Origin of the sequence: Halorussus marinus (assembly GCF_004765795.1) — an archaeon.
GTDB lineage: Archaea > Halobacteriota > Halobacteria > Halobacteriales > Haladaptataceae > Halorussus > Halorussus marinus.
Window position 1 is genome coordinate 144745 of record NZ_SBIV01000002.1, and the last position, 14980, is coordinate 159724.

Annotated in this window: 16 protein-coding genes; 9 read left to right on the forward strand and 7 right to left on the reverse strand. The window is 68.8% G+C overall.

Annotated elements, in window-relative coordinates; genetic code table 11:
• Positions 1-152 precede the first annotated feature (152 nt).
• Together EPY72_RS04645 and EPY72_RS04650 are read left to right on the forward strand one after the other, a co-directional pair.
• On the forward strand, positions 153-893 hold the full coding sequence (locus EPY72_RS04645) for an SRPBCC family protein (RefSeq protein WP_135805715.1): 741 nt from the start codon (positions 153-155) through the stop codon (positions 891-893).
• A 13-nt stretch (positions 894-906) separates the two neighbouring features.
• The gene (locus tag EPY72_RS04650; RefSeq protein ID WP_135805716.1) at positions 907-2076 is read left to right on the forward strand and encodes a zinc-dependent alcohol dehydrogenase; all 1170 of its coding nucleotides are present in this window, start codon (positions 907-909) and stop codon (positions 2074-2076) included.
• A gap of 46 nt (positions 2077-2122) precedes the next feature.
• Here EPY72_RS04650 and msrA read toward each other — a convergent pair whose 3' ends face one another.
• From msrA to EPY72_RS04675, 5 genes are all read right to left on the reverse strand, one after another.
• Complete coding sequence (msrA, locus tag EPY72_RS04655; protein ID WP_135805717.1) at positions 2123-2665, reverse strand: peptide-methionine (S)-S-oxide reductase MsrA; 543 nt, start codon at positions 2663-2665, stop codon at positions 2123-2125.
• A gap of 99 nt (positions 2666-2764) precedes the next feature.
• Complete coding sequence (locus EPY72_RS04660; protein WP_134669323.1) at positions 2765-3418, reverse strand: cytochrome c biogenesis protein CcdA; 654 nt, start codon at positions 3416-3418, stop codon at positions 2765-2767.
• Positions 3415-3939, reverse strand: a complete 525-nt coding sequence (locus EPY72_RS04665) for a TlpA family protein disulfide reductase (RefSeq protein ID WP_134669325.1) — start codon at positions 3937-3939, stop codon at positions 3415-3417. Before EPY72_RS04665 ends, EPY72_RS04660 begins: the two co-directional genes overlap by 4 nt.
• Positions 3936-4601, reverse strand: coding sequence for an SCO family protein (locus tag EPY72_RS04670; protein ID WP_135805718.1), 666 nt, complete (start codon positions 4599-4601; stop codon positions 3936-3938). The genes EPY72_RS04665 and EPY72_RS04670 overlap by 4 nt, the downstream gene beginning before the upstream one ends.
• A 63-nt stretch (positions 4602-4664) precedes the next feature.
• Entirely contained in the window at positions 4665-5291 is a 627-nt protein-coding gene (locus EPY72_RS04675; protein WP_135805719.1) for a ferritin family protein, read from the reverse strand.
• Positions 5292-5402: 111 nt separating this feature from the next.
• Between EPY72_RS04675 and EPY72_RS04680 the strand changes: the two genes are divergently transcribed.
• The 3 genes from EPY72_RS04680 to EPY72_RS04690 are packed head-to-tail and all read left to right on the forward strand — an operon-like array spanning position 5403 to position 10356.
• Positions 5403-5696: a DUF7518 family protein gene (locus EPY72_RS04680; RefSeq protein WP_134669331.1), complete on the forward strand. Its 294-nt coding sequence runs from the start codon at positions 5403-5405 to the stop codon at positions 5694-5696.
• A gap of 24 nt (positions 5697-5720) precedes the next feature.
• Positions 5721-9302, forward strand: coding sequence for a chromosome segregation protein SMC (smc, locus tag EPY72_RS04685; protein ID WP_135805720.1), 3582 nt, complete (start codon positions 5721-5723; stop codon positions 9300-9302).
• A complete protein-coding gene (locus tag EPY72_RS04690) occupies positions 9295-10356 on the forward strand; it encodes a segregation and condensation protein A (RefSeq protein WP_135805721.1) in 1062 nt (353 codons plus the stop codon). The genes smc and EPY72_RS04690 overlap by 8 nt, the downstream gene beginning before the upstream one ends.
• Positions 10357-10527: 171 nt before the next feature.
• Here EPY72_RS04690 and mtnP read toward each other — a convergent pair whose 3' ends face one another.
• Positions 10528-11382: an S-methyl-5'-thioadenosine phosphorylase gene (gene mtnP, locus EPY72_RS04695; RefSeq protein ID WP_135805722.1), complete on the reverse strand. Its 855-nt coding sequence runs from the start codon at positions 11380-11382 to the stop codon at positions 10528-10530.
• A 123-nt stretch (positions 11383-11505) separates the two neighbouring features.
• Here mtnP and EPY72_RS04700 point away from each other — a divergent pair, with 123 nt between their 5' ends.
• The gene (locus EPY72_RS04700) at positions 11506-12000 is read left to right on the forward strand and encodes a cupin domain-containing protein (RefSeq protein ID WP_135805723.1); all 495 of its coding nucleotides are present in this window, start codon (positions 11506-11508) and stop codon (positions 11998-12000) included.
• A gap of 51 nt (positions 12001-12051) precedes the next feature.
• Here EPY72_RS04700 and EPY72_RS04705 read toward each other — a convergent pair whose 3' ends face one another.
• Positions 12052-12759 carry a phosphoribosyltransferase gene (locus EPY72_RS04705; protein WP_134669341.1) on the reverse strand — a complete coding sequence of 236 codons (708 nt, stop codon included), beginning with the start codon at positions 12757-12759 and terminating at the stop codon, positions 12052-12054.
• 131 nt (positions 12760-12890) lie between these two features.
• On the opposite strand from EPY72_RS04705, the gene EPY72_RS04710 reads away from it, so the two are divergent.
• The 3 genes from EPY72_RS04710 (at position 12891) to EPY72_RS04720 (ending at position 14966) form a co-directional block, all read left to right on the forward strand.
• Positions 12891-13802, forward strand: a complete 912-nt coding sequence (locus EPY72_RS04710) for a PhzF family phenazine biosynthesis protein (RefSeq protein ID WP_135805724.1) — start codon at positions 12891-12893, stop codon at positions 13800-13802.
• 71 nt (positions 13803-13873) lie between these two features.
• Positions 13874-14413 carry an NfeD family protein gene (locus tag EPY72_RS04715; protein WP_134669345.1) on the forward strand — a complete coding sequence of 180 codons (540 nt, stop codon included), beginning with the start codon at positions 13874-13876 and terminating at the stop codon, positions 14411-14413.
• A 52-nt stretch (positions 14414-14465) separates the two neighbouring features.
• Positions 14466-14966 (forward strand): SPFH domain-containing protein, encoded by a 501-nt coding sequence (locus EPY72_RS04720; RefSeq protein ID WP_135805725.1) that lies wholly within the window; start codon positions 14466-14468, stop codon positions 14964-14966.
• Positions 14967-14980 lie beyond the last annotated feature (14 nt).

Genomic DNA, 14980 nt, shown 5'->3' on the forward strand with positions numbered 1-14980 from the left:
ACTGTGGCGTCGGGACGCACACCCGCCGGTATCCCGGCACGGCGCCCCCGAGACCACAGCCACAAACGCCAAACCGGAGAGTCTCGATTACACCCTGCGGGTCGTTCGCAGTCCGTCGCGGGCGTTCGAGAACCTACGGAGGCACACATTCGATGACGACACCATCACGAGACACGGAGCGTACTCGGCGAGCGTCCAGTTCCGACAGATCCGACCGCCCGATCGCCGACCGGGCCAAGCGCGCCGCGTCGGCCGCCGTCGGCGGCGCGCTCGTCGTCGGCGGTCTGCGGCGCCGCTCGCTCTCGGGAGCGGGGGCGGCGCTGGTCGGCGGCTGGCTGATGTCCCGAGCCCTCGGGTCCCGACCCGACCCGGACGGGCAAGACGTCCCCACCCGACCGACCGGCCCGGTGACGTTCAGCCGGTCGAAGACCGTCGGCGCGTCCGCCGACGAGTGCTACGAGACCTGGCGGGATCCCGATCAGCTCTCCCGGATCATGGCGGAGTTCGCAGACGTGACCCGGTCGGGCGACGATCGCTTTCGGTGGACCGTCCACGGCCCGCTCGGCCGAGACGTCTCCTGGGAGACCCGGATCGCGGAGGCCGAACCGGGCGAAGTGCTCCGCTGGGAGACGCCGCCGGACGCGACGCTCCCCAACGAGGGCGAGGTCCGCTTTCGGCCGGCGGCCGGCGACCGGGGGACGGTCGTGACGCTGTCGCTCAGCTTCGACCCGCCGGGCGGCGCGGTCGGTGGGACCGCGCTCGATCGGCTCGGTGTCGTCCCCGAGACCCTCGCGGGCGAGGCGCTGGGGCGGTTCAAGAGCCTCGTCGAGAGCGGCGAGATTCCGACGACGGAGGCGAACCCGTCGGCCCGCGGGAGCGGGGATCTGATATGAGAGGTGATCGCACATGAGAGCACTCACTTGGCACGGCGAACAGGACGTTCGGGTCGAGGAAGTCCCCAGACCCGAGATCGTGAATCCGACCGACGCGATCGTCGAGGTCACGGCCACCGCCATCTGTGGCTCGGACCTCCACCTCTACAACGGCCGGATGCCGACGATGCGCGAGGGCGACGTCCTCGGCCACGAACCGATGGGCGAGGTGGTCGAGGTCGGGACCGACGTCGAGACCCTCGCGGAGGGCGACCGGGTCGTGGTCCCGTTCACGATCAGCTGTGGCTCGTGTTGGTTCTGCGAGAACGACATGTACTCGCTGTGTGACAACTCGAACCCGAACGCCGAGCTCGCCCGGGAGATGATGGGCCAGTCGCCCGCGGGGCTGTTTGGCTACTCGCACCTGCTCGGGGGCTACGCCGGCGGGCAGGCGGAGTACCTGCGGGTGCCCTACGCCGACGTGGGGCCGGTGAAAGTCGACTCCGAGTTGCCCGACGAGCAGGTGTTGTTTCTCTCGGACGTCTTCCCGACCGGCTACATGGCCGCCGAGAACGCCGAGATCGAGGACGAGGACACGGTCGCGGTCTGGGGGTGTGGACCGGTCGGACAGTTCGCGATCCAGAGCGCCGAACTGCTCGGCGCCGACCGCGTGATCGCGATCGACCGGGTCCCCGAACGCCTGGAGATGGCCCGGGAGTACGGCGGCGCCGAGACCATCCACTACGAGGACGAGGACGTCTACGACCGGCTGATGGAGATGACCGGCGACCGCGGGCCCGACCGGTGTATCGACGCGGTCGGGACCGACGCCCACGGCACGGGACTCGCCGCGGCGTCGGACCGGGCGAAACAGAAGGCGAAGTTAGAGGACGACCGCCCGTACGTGCTCCGGGAGGCGATCCGGTGCTGTCGGAAGGGCGGGACCCTCTCAGTCCCGGGCGTCTACGTCGGGCGGGTGGACAACCTCCCGTTCGGGGCGGCGATGAACAAGGCGCTGACCATAAACACGGGCCAGACGCACGTCCAGCGCTACCTCGACCCGCTGTTGGAGACGATCGAGTCGGGCGAGATCGACCCCTCGTTCGTCGTCACCCACCGGGCGGATCTGGCGGACGGGCCGGAGCTCTACGAGACGTTCAACGACAAGGACGACGACTGCATCAAGGTGATACTGGAGCCGTAGGGGCGGCGGGAGCGAGTCCGGGCGCGCCGCGAGCGCCGCCGGGCCCCTACTGGGTCGCCGCCTCGCCGAACTGCTCGCGGACCTTCTTCACTTTGGGTTCGGCCTGAATCGAGCAGTACTGGTCGTTCGGATTCTTCTCGTAGTAGTCCTGGTGGTACTCCTCGGCCTCGTAGAACTCCTCGAGGGGTTCGACCTCGGTCACGATCTCGTCGTCGTCGTAGGCGCCCTCGGCTTCGAGGCGCTCGATGAACGACTCGGCGGTCGCCTGCTGGTCGTCGTCGTGGGTGAAGATCGCCGATCGGTACTGGGTGCCCACGTCGGGACCCTGTCGGTTGAGCTGGGTCGGATCGTGGACCGTGAAAAACACCTGCAGGACGTCCTCGTAGGTGAGCGCCTCGGGGTCGTACTCGACAAGCACGACCTCGGCGTGGCCGGTGTCGCCCGAGCAGACCGCCTCGTAGGAGGGGTCCTCGACGTGGCCGCCCGCGTAGCCGGACGTGACCGACTCGACGCCGTCGAGTTCCTTGAACGCCGCCTCGGTACACCAGAAGCACCCGCCCGCGAGCGTGGCTCGTTCGGTTCGACTCATGGGCGATCGTAGGGGCCCCGAACGGTTAGGTCTGCGGGAAACGGAAGGCGACGACTCGGCCCGGGTCGTCGGCGGACCGAGGCCGCGGCCGCCCGACCGCTACAACACGTCGAGGACCACGACCGAGAGGTAGAGCTGGCCGAGCCCCGCGAGGATCATCACCACCGCGGCCGCCCGTTCGAGCGTCCCGGCGTACCGGCCGAGGTCTCGCCACGCCTCGACGCCCGCGCTCGCGAGGAGAGTGACCCCGACCAGCGGCGCGGCGACCGCGCCGGCGTAGGCGCCGAGGACCGCGACGCCCCGGACCGGCGGGAACGCGAGCGCCTGCGTGACCACCCCGAGGAAAAGCGGCGCGACACAGCCGGCGGCCGCGACGGCGTACGCCGCGCCGAAGGCTCCAAAGCCCGCGACCGACTCGGGGCGCGCCGGGAGCGCGACCCGGAGGTCGGGCGCGCGGCCGGTCAGCGTCAGGGCGCCGAACGCGACGAGGCCGACGCCGACGACGGGTTCGAACAGCGGCAGGAGCGTCGTGACGGTCCGACCGAGCGCGAACGCGAGCGCCGCGACCGCCGCGAGCGAGACCAGCGCGCCGGACGCGGCGGCGGCCGCCGCGGCGACCGCCGACTCGTCGCCGCTCTCGTTGACGTAGTAGCCGACGTACCCCGGAAGGAGCGGGAACGCGCACGGCGCGAAGAACGTCGTCACGCCCGTGCCGGCGGCGAACGCGAGTGCGCCGACGAACCCCGAGGTCATGGCGTCGCGAGCGCGTCGTCGACCGCCCCGCGAAGGTCGGTCGCGTCCGTGAGGCCGGAGTCGGACCACCGGACCGCGCCCTCGGCGTCGAACACCGCGACGTACGGGAGGCCGCTCGCGCCGAGCGCGGACATGAGTTCGCTGTCCGGGTCGAGGCCGAGCGCCCACGCGCCGTCGTTCTCGCGCCACCACTCGCGCAGGTCCTCGCGCGAGAGCGACCCGCCGAGTCGCTCGTTGGTGACCGAGATCATCGCCACCTCCTCGCCGTACGACTCCCGGACGGTCGCGAGGGCATCCATCTGCTCTTTGCAGGGACTACACCACGTCGCGAAGAGGTCGACGACCGTCACGGCGTCCGCGGCGGGGACGCGGCGTTCGCCCGCCTCCGACCCGGGGGCGTCCATCGTCGTCACTTCGATCGGGAGTCCCGAACCTGACGCGGCGTCGTTGCGAACCGCCCACGCGCTCGCGCCCGTCAGGCCGAGTCCCCCGAGCGCGAGCAGGACGCGTCGGCGGTTCATGACCGGACGGTTTCGAGGTCCGACAGTATCCGCTCGGCGTCGGGCGAGTCGGTCCGGTACGCCCGTTCGACGTACCCATCGGCGTTCACGAGCAGGGTCAGGGCCGTGTGGGTGAACATGTACATGTCCATGTCCTCGGGCTCGGTCCGCTCGAACATCACGCCGAACTGCTCTTGGACGACCTGCGTGGCTCGGTCTTCGGACGCCGGCCGGAGGAACGCCCAGTTGTCGGCGTCGGTCGCGACGTTCATCTCGTCGGCGTACGTCCGGAGGCGGTCGGCGTCGTCGCGGGCCGGGTCGAACGTGGTCGGGAAGAACGCCACCTCGTCGGCGTAGCCCTCGTTCAGCGTGTGGGTGTGGACGTTGCGCATCGTCGACAACAGCACCGGACACACCGTGTTGCAGTGGCTGTAGAAGAAAGTCAGGACGCTCGGTCTGTCGATCGCGCGGAGTTCGACCGTGCGGTCGTCGAGCGGCGCGGGGAGCGCCACGTCCGGTATCCGTTGGCCCCACGCCGGGTAGGGCGCGTCCTCGCTGTCGAACTCCCGGTCGGGTTCGCCGAGCGCGACGTTCGGGTTCGAGTCGAGGACGCTCGCACACCCCGCCGTCCCGCCCGCGAGGCCGACGGCGGCCGCGGTTCGGAGGTACTCTCGCCGGTCCATACTCCCGGGTAGCCGTCGCGCCCTGAAAGGTAGTCTGGTGCGATTCTCGAAAACCCGCGACGGTCAGCAGAGCGGCTTCGGGTCCAGCCCCATCCCGGTCAGCGTCTCGGCGTAGTCGTCGTACGCGACCTCGACGACCGACTCGGCGACCGCCAGCGCCCGGTCCCAGTCGCCCTCCTCACACCGGGCCGCGAGGAGGTCCGCGCCCGTCTCGACGCCGGCTTTCGTGTCGGCGCGCAGTTCCCGGAAGAGGTCGGCCCGGCGCTCGTCGGCCTCGTTGACGAAGAAGTTCACGACCTGCAGTTGGGTCCGGTCGCCGACGAGCGACCGACCCACCAGCCCCGCGGCGCGCTCGGCGGTGGTCTCCAGGTCCCGGAGTCGCTCGTGCATCGGGTCGAGACCGTCGGCGTGCTCGGCGTCTTCGAGTTCGGCGACGACCCGATCGTAGTGGTCGCGCTCCCGGTCGGCAAGCTCCGCGAACGTCCGGCTCGCGGCCTCGTCGGTCTCGGCCTCGGCCCACGCGGCGAACGTCTCGGCGGCGGTGCGCTCGCTCCGGGCGGCCGCCCGGAGGACCGACTCGGCGTCGAGGTCGGCGTCGGTGAGCGCCACCACCGCCTGCTGGGAGCCGAGCCGGTCGAGTTCGGTCGCCGTTCTGGCTTCGATCTCCTCGGGAAACGCGGCGGCGTCCATGCCCGACCGTACGGGGCCGGCTCGGATGAAGGTTTGCGCGCCCAAAGCAGACAGTTATCTGATACGTGTCTGACGTGCGTTTTATGGTCCTACCGTGGGGGTTGGGACATAATGAGCGACGCCGAACAGCGAGTCGAAGAACTCGAATCGAAGGTCGAACGCCTCGAAGCCACGATCCAGGGGCTGACCGAGGAGCTCGTGGAAGTAAACCAGCGGCTCGAAACCCTCGAAGAGGACGCCGAGTCGACGAGTCAGCCGCCGGCCCGAGCCGGCGGCGAGTCGGACGCGACGCGGGCCGAGCCCGACGAAACGCCCGAAAGCGACGACGCTAAAGGCGACGAGTCCCAGACTGAAGACGAGACGGAGGACGACTCCGGGTTGGGCGACGACATCATCGTCGCGTAACGCGGTCCCTCCCACGAGCAACCCATGCACATCAAAGCGCTCGTCTTGGACAACTTCAAGAGCTTCGGGCGGAAGACCGAGATCCCGTTTTACGAGGATTTCACGACAGTTAGCGGTCCGAACGGCTCCGGGAAGAGCAACATCATCGACAGCATCCTGTTCGCGCTCGGACTCGCTCGAACGCGGGGCATCCGAGCGGAGAAGCTCACCGACCTCATCTACAACCCCGGCCACGCCGATGGGGCCGCCGAACGCGAGGGCGCCCGCGAGGCCAGCGTCGAGGTCGTGCTCGACAACGCGGACGGGACGCTCGACCGGGCGCAGGTCGTGAACGCCGCCGGAACCGAGAGCGTCGGCGACGTCGACGAGATCACCATCAAGCGCCGGGTCAAAGAGACCGACGACAACTACTACTCGTACTACTACCTCAACGGCCGGTCGGTCAACCTCTCGGACATCCAAGACCTGCTGGCCCAAGCCGGCGTCACGCCCGAGGGGTACAACGTCGTCATGCAGGGCGACGTGACCGAAATCATCAACATGACCCCGTACGAGCGCCGCGAGATCATCGACGAGATCGCGGGGGTCGCGGAGTTCGACGCCAAGAAAGAAGACGCCCTCGACGAGCTGGAGGTCGTCAAAGAGCGCATCGACGAGGCCGAACTCCGAATCGAGGAGAAACGCGACCGGCTCGAACAGCTCGAAGACGAGCGCGAGACCGCCCTCGAATACCAGGGGCTCCGCGACGAGAAAGAGGAGTACGAGGGGTTCGTCCGGGCGGCGGAACTCGAAGAGAAGCGCGAGGACCTCGCCCACACCCGCGAGGACATCGAGCAACGGGAGGCCGAGCTCGCCGAACGCCAGGCCGAGCTCGACGAAAAGCAGGGGACGGTCATCCGGCTCGAAGACGAGCTGGAGGAGCTCAACGCCGAGATCGAGCGGAAGGGCGAGGACGAACAGCTCGAGATCAAAAGCGAGATCGAGGAGGTCAAAGGCGAGATCTCGCGGCTCGAAGACGCGATCGAGACCGCCGAAGAGAAGATCGCCGACGCGGAGGACACCCGCCGGCAGGCGTTCGTGGAGATCGACCGCAAGCAGGAGACCGTCGACGACCTCAAAGCCGACATCCGGGACATCAAGATCGAGAAGTCCTCGGTGAAAGCCGACGTCCAGCAGAAGGAGGCCGAGCTCGCGGAGATCGAGGCCGAGATCGACGCCGTCGACACCGAGTACGACGAGGTCAAAGCCGAGCTCGCCGAGAAGAAAGACCGGCTGGAGGCCGAGAAAAGCGAGAAAAACGACCTCCAGCGCGAGAAAGACCGCCTGCTCGACGAGGCCCGGCGGCGCTCGAACGCCGAGAGCGAGAAGGAGGCCGAGCTCGACGAGGCCCGCGAGCGGATCCCGGCGCTCGAATCGAAGCTCGACGACCTCGAAGACGAGCTCGCGAAGGCCGAGCGCAACCGCGCCCAGATCGACGACGTGGTCGCGGACCTCAAACAGGAGAAACGCGAGCTTCAGGACGACCTCGACGAGGTCGAAGACCGGCTCCAGGCCGAACAAAGCGAGTACGCCCAGCTCGAGGCGAAAGCCGACGAGAGCGGCGACTCCTCGTACGGCCGGGCGGTCTCGACGATCCTGAACGCGGACAAACCCGGCGTCCACGGCACGGTCGCCCAGCTCGGGAGCGTCGCCGAGCAGTACGCCACCGCGGCCGAGACGGCCGCCGGCGGCCGGATGGCGCAGGTGGTCGTCGACGACGACGGCGTCGGCCAAGAGTGCATCGAGTACCTGAAGTCCCGGAACGCCGGCCGGGCGACGTTCCTGCCGATGACCGAGATGCACGACCGGACCCTCCCGTCGGCGCCGTCGGCGCCCGGCGTGGTCGACTTCGCGTACAACCTCCTCGACTTCGACGCGGAGTACTCGGGGATCTTCTCGTACGTGCTCGGGGACACGCTCGTCGTCGAGAACATGGAGACCGCCCGGGACTTCATGGGCGACTACCGGCTGGTGACCCTCTCGGGCGAACTAGTCGAGAAGAGCGGCGCGATGACCGGCGGCTCGAAGTCGGGGTCCCGGTACTCGTTCTCGACGTCCGGGAAGGGCCAGCTCGAACGGGTCGCCCGCCGGATCAACGAGCTCGAAGACGAACGCCGGTCCATCCGGGAGGACGTCCGGGACGTCGAGGAGCGACTCGACGACGCTCGCGACCGCAAGAGCGACGCCACCGATCAGGTGCGCTCGATCGAGTCCGACATCGAACGCACCGAGGGCGAAGTCGAGGCGGCCCGCGAGCGCATCGACGACCTCGAAGACGAGCTCGTCGCGATGGAGGCCGAGCGCGAGGCCGTCAACGAGCAGATGCAGGAGCTCGAAGACGACATCGACGACCGCGAGGCGGCCATCGCCGACCTCGAAGACGAGATCGCGACGCTCGAATCCGAACTGGCCGACTCGCGGATTCCGGAGCTCACCGCGGAGGCCGAGGAGATCGAGACCGACATCGACGAACTCGAAGACCGAATCGACGATCTCGACGGCGAGCTCAACGAGCTCCAACTGGAGAAAGAGTACGCCGAGGACGCGATCGAGGACCTCCACGACGACATCGAGGCCGCCCAGAACCGCAAGGCCGAGCAAGAAGAGCGGACCGCGGAGCTCGAAGCGAAGATCGAAGACCAACGGGCCCTGCTCGAACAGAAGCGCGAGGCCGTCGAGGAGCTCGAAGCCGAACTCGCCGAACTCAAAGACGAGCGGACCGAACTCAAAGACGAGCTTCGGGAGGCCCAGCGAGTCCGCGACGAGAAGCAGTCGGCGGTCGAGTCGGTCGAGAACCGCCTCGAAAGCCTCCGGCGGGCGGCCGACCGGCTCGAAGACGAGATCGCCGAGCTCCGCGAACAGGTCGGGGACTACGACGCCGACGAGATTCCCGACCTCGACGAGGTCGAGGAGAACATCTCGCGGCTCGAACGCCAGATGGAGGCTCTGGAGCCGGTCAACATGCTCGCGATCGAGGAGTACGACGACGTGAAGGCCGACCTCGACGACCTCGAAGAGCGCAAGGCGGTGCTGGTCGAGGAGCGCGACGGCATCCGCGAGCGCATCGACTCCTACGAGTCCCAGAAGAGAGCCACCTTCATGGAGGCCTTCGAGGCGATCGACGACCAGTTTCAGGACATCTTCGAGCGGCTCTCGAACGGGACCGGCGACCTCCACCTCGAAGACGAGGCCGACCCCTTCGACGGCGGGCTCACGATGAAGGCCCAGCCGGGCGACAAGCCCATCCAGCGCCTCGACGCGATGTCGGGCGGCGAGAAGAGCCTCACCGCCCTCGCGTTCATCTTCGCGATCCAGCGGTACAACCCCGCGCCGTTCTACGCCCTCGACGAGGTCGACGCGTTCCTCGACGCCGCCAACGCCGAGCGCGTCGGCGAGATGGTGGACGAACTCGCGGGCGAGGCCCAGTTCGTCGTGGTGAGCCACCGGTCGGCGATGATGGAGCGCTCCGAGCGCGCCATCGGCGTGACGATGCAGGGCGACAACGTCAGCACCGTCACCGGGATTCAGCTCGGCGACGGCGAAGAGGAGGTGCCCGCCGATGACTAGCGATTCTCCCGAGGAGAATCGGAAAAGCGAGCGGGGAGCACAGCGACCCGCGAGCACCGCGACTCCCGAGGAGAATCCGAACGGCGAGCGGGGAGCCACCCCAGAGCTTCGGTCTGACGGGGGCGTCCCGCTCAACATCGCGAACCACGACGAGGAGGCCGGCGAGCGCGAGGGCGAAGGCGTCGACGGCGAGTCGACCATCCTCGACGAGGTCGCGCCCGACGCGCCCGAGTCCGGCGACGAGGAGGCCGAGCCGGTCGAGCTCCTCGTCCAGTTGGCCGAGGAGGGCGAGATCGAGCCGTGGGACATCGACATCGTCACCGTCACCGACAAGTTCCTCGACCGGCTCGACGAGGCCGACCTCCGGACCTCCGGCCGGGCGCTGTTCTACGCGAGCGTCCTGCTCCGGATGAAAAGCGACGCGATGCTCGCCGACGACGACGAGGACGAGCCCGAGGAGCCGGGGTGGGACGAGTGGGACGCCCCGACGGCCGGCGACGGGGAGTTCCCGGCCCACGACCCGATCGACCAGCTCGAAGACGAGATGGAGCGCCGGCTCGACCGGAAGACCGCCCGGGGAACACCCGAGACCCTCGACGAACTCGTCCGGGAGCTCCGCGAGCGCGAGCGGGGATCGTGGTGGAAAGAGTCCCGCAGCTACGACACCTCCGACTCCCCGCAGGGGTTCGAGCGCGGCACCCAGACGCTCGACTATCGCGCCGACGACGCGATGCGGGTCGACGAGGAGCCGTCGGCCGACGACGTGACCGGCACCGCCCACGCCGAGGACATCGAGGCGGTCATCGACGACGTCCGGGCCGAACTCGCCGACCGCTACGACGCGGGGCGCGACGAGGTGCTGTACGCCGAGATCGACACCGCCGGCGGGTCGGAGATCCAGACGTTCCTCGCCCTCCTCTTTCTCTCTCACCGCGAGGCGGTCGTGCTCGAACAGGACGATCTGTTCGGCGACCTCTGGGTCCGGAACCCCGAGGCGGTCGCCGACGCCGACTCAGACGACCCCGAGACCGAACCCGAGGCGATCGCGGACTGAGCCGCGGTCCGCTCGCCACCGGACTTTGGAACACGTTGGCAATACACTTATCACTCCCCGAGACGTGTGGTAACATATGACGCCCGAACGGTTCCGCGAGCGGCTCGAAGAGACCGACGGTCGGGTCGATCCCTCGGAAGTCGCGGCGGCGCTCGAGTACGTCCGGGGACGTTAGTCGAGGTACTCGCCGACGAACGCGTCGACCCGGTCGCGCGTCTCCTCGGGGATGGCCTCGGTCGGCGTGTTGATAGTGCCCTGCAGTGCCGACCCGCAGTCGCAGTCGCGCTCGTCGGGCATGTTCCGGATAGCGTGCTCGACGACCTCCTTGATCGCGTCCTCGTTCTCGGCGGCGTTTTCCAGCACCTCCTCGAGGGTGACCTCGCTGTCTTCCTTCCAGACGTCGTAGTCGGTGACCCCCGCGACCGTCGCGTAGCAGAGTTCGGCCTCGCGAGCCAGTTTCGCCTCCGGGATCGTCGTCATGCCGATGACGTCCCAGCCCTGCTCGCGGTAGAACTCGCTCTCGGCGCGGGTCGAGTACTGCGGGCCCTCGATGCAGACGTAGGTGCCGCCTTTCTCGTGGTCCGCGTCGGTCGCGCTCGCACAGGAGTCAGCGAGGTGCTCGACCATGTGCGGGCAGTACGGCTCGGCAAACGGCATGTGGACCACGATGCCGTCGCCGAAGAACGTCGAATCGCGGTGTTTCGTCCGGTCGAACGTCTGGTCGGGGACCACCAGCGTCTGGGGGGGCAGGTCCTCGCGGAGGCTCCCGACCGCGTTGCTCGACAGCACGCGCTCGACGCCGACCTGCTTTAGCGCGTAGATGTTGGCCTTGTACGGCGCGTTCGTCGGCGTGTGCTGGTGGTCGGGGCCGTGGCGCGGGAGGAACGCGACCTCCTCGCCGGCGAGTTCGCCGATCGTGACCGGCGCACTCGGATCGCCGAACGGCGTGGTCACGTCCTCTTCGCGGGTGTTTTCGAGTGGCAGCGCGTCGTAGATGCCGCTTCCGCCGATGAAGCCGATCGTCATGGGCGTGACTCGCGCGGGTAGCTACTAAACGGCTGTTCTTTGAGTCCGCTCGGAGACGGCCCGCCCGTCGAACGCGTCGCGGCGAGCCCGAGTCTTATGGTCGCGGGCGCCCGAGTCGCGGCCATGACCGATCGCGAGTTCCGCAAAGTCGTCGTCGACGACCTGCCCGACGCGCCGAACCCAACCCGACGAAAGAAGGAAGTCGACGAGGCCGTCGGCGCGACCGAGTTCGGGTTCAACGTCTACGTCGCCGATCCGGGCGAGCAGTTGCCGTGGGCGCGACACCGCCACCCCGACCACGAGGAACTGCTGTACGTACTGGAGGGGACGGTCCGCGTCGAGACCTCCGACGGCGAGCACCGCGTCGGGGCAGGCGAGGCGTTGTTCGTCCCGCCGGACGCGACCCAGCGCGCGGTCGCGACGGGCGACGGTCCTGCGCGGGTGATCGCGGTCGGCGCGCCAAAGACCAGCGACGGCGCGATCATCGAAGAGCCGTGTCCCGAGTGCGGGGCCGAGACCGACCGGGAGTACGAAGCCGTCGACGGCGGGGAGACCTACGTCCTCTCCTGTGCGGACTGCGGCGCGGAGGTCGAGCGGCTGGTCGCGGGCCCGGAGTGAGAGCGCCGCGGGCCGTCTACGGGAAGCCTCGGGGCTTGACCCCGAGGGGGTTCACGCGTCCCCGACGTTCTCGACCAGCCGCCACTCCTCGCCGGCGTCCGCGATCACGTCCCGGCGGACCATCTCCTCTAGGACCTCGTCCATCCGGTCGGGCTGGGCGATCTCCATCTCGATGCGCTCTACGTCGTGGTACTCGCCGAGGAGGTGGCGGATCTCCGCGGTCGTGAACGTCTCGCCGTCGGCTTTCTCCATCACGCCCGCGGTGAGGTCGATCATGTCCTCGATGAAGTTCCACGGGTAGACCACCCACGCCCACTCTTCGAGGCGCTCGCCGACGTAATCGGGATCGAACTCGCTCGTCTGGAGGAGCTGGAGGGTCGCGGTCCTGACCTCCCCGGCGTCCCGATCGGTGACGTACTCGTAGGCGCGCTCGATCGACCCGCCGGTGTCGGCGATGTCGTCGATGATGAGCACGTCCTTGCCCTCGACGCTCCCCTCGGGCATCGGATACCGGACCTCCGGATCGCCGGTCTTCTCGGCGGTCCCGACGTAGTGTTCCATCTTGAGGCTGGTGAGGTCATCGAGCCCGAGGAAATCGCAGATACACCGCCCCGCGAACCACCCGCCGCGGGCCAGCGCGACCACCACGTCGGGCTCGAAGGCGTCGCCTTTGACCTGATCGCTGACGTCGCGACACAGCCCGTAGATGTACTCCCAGTTCGTGATCGTGCACTTGAACTCGTCGGGGAGGTCGCTCATACCACCTCGCCACTCGCATCCGTGCACACTTAACCGTTTTCAGGTGCGTTCTCGGGCGATACGGCGGGATCGGCGGACCGAGCGAACGCGGATGACCAAACGATATGAAGCCGGCGTCCGTGGGCCCGTGCATGGAACCGGAACACCGACGCGCGCTCCTCGTCGACGCGTTCACCGACGCGCCGTTCGCCGGCAACGCCGCCGGCGTGGTGCCGAACGCCGACGGCCTCGCCGACGACCAGATGCAGGCGATCGCCGACGAACTCGCGGTGAGCGAGACCGCCTTCTTCGCCGAGACCGACGCCGCCGACCGGCGGGTCCGCTATTTCACCCCCACCACGGAGGTCGACCTCTGCGGGCACGCCACGATCGCCTCCCACGCCCACCTCCTCGACGACGGCGTCATCGACCCCGGCACCCACACCCTCGAAACCAACGTCGGCGTCCTCGACATCGACGTCGAGGCCGACGGCACGGTGTGGATGACCCAGAACGACCCCGAGATCCGCGAGGTCGACCTCGGCTACGAGCGGGTCGCCGACGCGCTCGGCATCGACCACGCCGCGCTCGAAGACGTCGGGGCCGACTTCCCGCTCGCGGTCGCCTCGACGGGTCTGGCCTTCCTCGTGGTGCCGGTGAACTTCCTCGAACACGTCAGCGCGATGGATCCCGACCACCGGAAGATCGAGGCGATCAGCGAGGACGTCGACGCCGCGGGCGTCTACGCGTTCACCTTCGACGCGCTCGAAGCCGACTCGACGCTCCACGGCCGGATGTTCGCGCCCGCCGCGGGCGTCCCCGAGGACCCGGTGACCGGCACCGCGAGCGGGGCGTGCGGGGCGTATCTGCGCGAGTACAGAGCCTTCGACGGGGAGTTTCCCGACGAGATGCGCTTCGAGCAGGGCCACTTCGTCGACCGGCCCGGGTACGTCCGGGTCCGAATCGGCGAGACGGTTCGGGTCGGCGGCCGGGCGGTGCCCGCGCTCGACGGCGAGCTCCGGGTGCCCGAGCCGGACGGCGACGACGAGATCATCGAGGCCTGACTGTCTGGTCGCCCGACGACGCCGCCCGCGGACTGCAAAACGTTAACCAGCCGGGATTCTAACACACCCACATGGCACCGCTGTTGGACTCGCTTGCGCTGTTGCTCTTCGTCGCCGGCATCGCGCTGGCGATCGCCGAGGCGCTGATCCCCGGCGCGCACTTCATCGTCCTCGGCGTGGCGCTGATCCTCGCGGGGCTGGTCGGGCTGCTCGTTCCGCCGCTGGCGGGGCCGCTCGTGCTCGGGGCGCTCGTGCTCGGGTTCGGCGGGCTCGCGCTCTACGCCTACCGCGAACTCGATCTCTACGGGGGGAAGGGCGTCGCCCGGACCAGCGACTCGGACTCGCTGAAGGGCCAGACCGGCCGGGTGACCGAGCCGGTCACGCCCCAGGACGGCCAGATAAAGCTCCACGAGGGCGGCTTCAACCCCTTCTACGCCGCCCGGAGCATGGACGGCGAGATCCCAGAGGGGACAGAGGTGATGGTCGTCGATCCCGGCGGCGGCAACGTCGTCACGGTCGAGCCCGTCGAGGCCATCGAGGATCCGATCGACCGACAGCTCCGCATGGAACGCGAGCGCACCGAGCGAGAGTCCGAGTCCGAGGAAGCGTGAGCGTCGCCGGACGGCGATACGTTTACCACGCCGCCGTCCGAGCGTCCGACTGATGGCGCTTGCCCCGTTGCAGTCGTTCGCGGACGGCACCCTCTCGGCCGGCCTTCTCGCGGCCGCGGTCGTGCTCGTGACCGTCGTCCAGTCGCTCGAATTCGTCGACGGCTACGAGACGCGGGCGCTGACCGTCCTCGGCGAGTACCGCGGACTCTTAGAGCCCGGCGTCCACCTCGTTCCGCCGTTCGTCAGCGGCACCCGGAGCTTCGACATGCGGGCCCAGAGCCTCGACGTCGCGAGCGCCACCGAAGGGGCGTCCGCGACCGTGTCGTTCACGATCGAGGACGCTGAGACCGCGTTTCTGGCGGCCGACGATTACAGAGCGTCGCTCGAAGCCGCGGCGCGCGAGGGCTTCGAACGGGCGGTCGGCGACAGGACGCCCGACCAACTCCGCGCGGAACGGGATCGTCTCGCCGACCGACTCGCGGACGAACTCGGCGAGGCGGCCGACGAGTGGGGCGTCCGGATCGACGGAGTCGAGATCCGAATCGACGACTGAATCGTCGCCGACCG

Excerpts from the sequence above, each read along its gene's own strand:
- EPY72_RS04680 (WP_134669331.1), top strand. The coding sequence starts at position 5,403 with ATGAGCGACGCCGAACAGCGAGTCGAAGAACTCGAATCGAAGGTCGAA.
- mtnP (WP_135805722.1), bottom strand. The coding sequence starts at position 11,382 with ATGACGATCGGCTTCATCGGCGGAAGCGGCATCTACGACGCGCTGCCA.
- EPY72_RS04675 (WP_135805719.1), bottom strand. The coding sequence starts at position 5,291 with ATGGACGCCGCCGCGTTTCCCGAGGAGATCGAAGCCAGAACGGCGACC.
- EPY72_RS04670 (WP_135805718.1), bottom strand. The coding sequence starts at position 4,601 with ATGGACCGGCGAGAGTACCTCCGAACCGCGGCCGCCGTCGGCCTCGCG.
- EPY72_RS04645 (WP_135805715.1), top strand. The coding sequence starts at position 153 with ATGACGACACCATCACGAGACACGGAGCGTACTCGGCGAGCGTCCAGT.
- EPY72_RS04650 (WP_135805716.1), top strand. The coding sequence starts at position 907 with ATGAGAGCACTCACTTGGCACGGCGAACAGGACGTTCGGGTCGAGGAA.
- EPY72_RS04660 (WP_134669323.1), bottom strand. The coding sequence starts at position 3,418 with ATGACCTCGGGGTTCGTCGGCGCACTCGCGTTCGCCGCCGGCACGGGC.
- EPY72_RS04715 (WP_134669345.1), top strand. The coding sequence starts at position 13,874 with ATGGCACCGCTGTTGGACTCGCTTGCGCTGTTGCTCTTCGTCGCCGGC.
- smc (WP_135805720.1), top strand. The coding sequence starts at position 5,721 with ATGCACATCAAAGCGCTCGTCTTGGACAACTTCAAGAGCTTCGGGCGG.
- EPY72_RS04710 (WP_135805724.1), top strand. The coding sequence starts at position 12,891 with ATGGAACCGGAACACCGACGCGCGCTCCTCGTCGACGCGTTCACCGAC.
- EPY72_RS04690 (WP_135805721.1), top strand. The coding sequence starts at position 9,295 with ATGACTAGCGATTCTCCCGAGGAGAATCGGAAAAGCGAGCGGGGAGCA.
- EPY72_RS04665 (WP_134669325.1), bottom strand. The coding sequence starts at position 3,939 with ATGAACCGCCGACGCGTCCTGCTCGCGCTCGGGGGACTCGGCCTGACG.
- EPY72_RS04705 (WP_134669341.1), bottom strand. The coding sequence starts at position 12,759 with ATGAGCGACCTCCCCGACGAGTTCAAGTGCACGATCACGAACTGGGAG.
- EPY72_RS04720 (WP_135805725.1), top strand. The coding sequence starts at position 14,466 with ATGGCGCTTGCCCCGTTGCAGTCGTTCGCGGACGGCACCCTCTCGGCC.
- EPY72_RS04700 (WP_135805723.1), top strand. The coding sequence starts at position 11,506 with ATGACCGATCGCGAGTTCCGCAAAGTCGTCGTCGACGACCTGCCCGAC.
- msrA (WP_135805717.1), bottom strand. The coding sequence starts at position 2,665 with ATGAGTCGAACCGAACGAGCCACGCTCGCGGGCGGGTGCTTCTGGTGT.